This is a genomic window from Protofrankia sp. CiT1 (assembly GCF_917627335.1).
Classification (GTDB): Bacteria; Actinomycetota; Actinomycetes; order Frankiales; family Frankiaceae; genus Protofrankia.
The window spans coordinates 17,169-18,058 of sequence record NZ_CAKJTP010000019.1; the positions used below are offsets into that span (position 1 = coordinate 17,169).

The 890-nt window shown below is 62.5% G+C and carries 2 protein-coding genes; both read left to right on the plus strand.

Going from position 1 to position 890, the window contains the following annotated elements:
- Positions 1-54 precede the first annotated feature (54 nt).
- Entirely contained in the window at positions 55-306 is a 252-nt protein-coding gene (locus MJ785_RS05545; RefSeq protein WP_239310368.1) for a phosphopantetheine-binding protein, read from the plus strand.
- Positions 307-365: 59 nt separating this feature from the next.
- The gene (locus MJ785_RS05550) at positions 366-842 is read left to right on the plus strand and encodes an SRPBCC family protein (protein ID WP_239380141.1); all 477 of its coding nucleotides are present in this window, start codon (positions 366-368) and stop codon (positions 840-842) included.
- The last annotated feature ends 48 nt before the right edge of the window (positions 843-890 follow it).

Sequence of the window (890 nt, forward strand, 5' to 3'; positions counted from 1 at the left end):
CCCCGACCCTGACCGCCGGCCGCCCCCAGCCACCACCACAAGGGAGAGAACGTCATGGAACATGCCTGGAACACCGACCGGCTGCTCGACTTTCTCATCGAACAGACCGTGCTCGCCCCCGACGACCGCCCGGCGCACCTTGACGTCACGTTCGCCGAGGTCGGGATCGATTCACTGGCGTACCTGCACCTGCAGACCGTCGTCTTCGACGCGTTCGGGATCGAGCTGCCCGCGGAACCGCCCACCGGCTACACCCTCGAACAGATCCTCGCCACGATCAACGCCGCCGGACAGGTCATCGCCTGACAAAACAGAACGAGCCTGGGCGGACCATTGCGCCCACCTGGTGAACCGAATGGAGAATGATGGCCTCACACACGGACAACTCGATCTGGATCGACGCTGACATCGATCTCGTCTGGAAAACAACCAATGATCTCGAAAACTGGCCGGAGCTCTTCACGGAGTACGCCTCGGTAGAAATTCTCGAACACCACGACAAGACCTTCAGGTTCCGGCTCACCATGCACCCGGATGCCAACGGAAACGTCTGGAGCTGGGTTTCGGAACGGACTCTGGACCCGGACAGACACCGCGTCCAGGCGCACCGCGTTGAAACAGGGCCTTTCGAGTTCATGAATATCGAGTGGACCTACGAACCAGAGGGTACCGGCACCAGGATGCGCTGGGTCCAGGACTTCCACATGCGCCCGGAAGCACCCGTCGACGACGCATGGATGACCAGCAATATCAACAACAACACCCGACGAGAGATGGGCGCCATCCGCGACAAGATCGAAAAAGCCGCCCGAGCCACAACGCCGCTCCCCCGCCAGGCCTGACCCCGCGCCTCACGCCTCCGCACAGCACGCCCCCGCACAGCACACCTG

Coding starts and splice junctions, on each gene's coding strand:
- MJ785_RS05550 (WP_239380141.1), top strand. CDS start 366: ATGGCCTCACACACGGACAACTCGATCTGGATCGACGCTGACATCGAT.
- MJ785_RS05545 (WP_239310368.1), top strand. CDS start 55: ATGGAACATGCCTGGAACACCGACCGGCTGCTCGACTTTCTCATCGAA.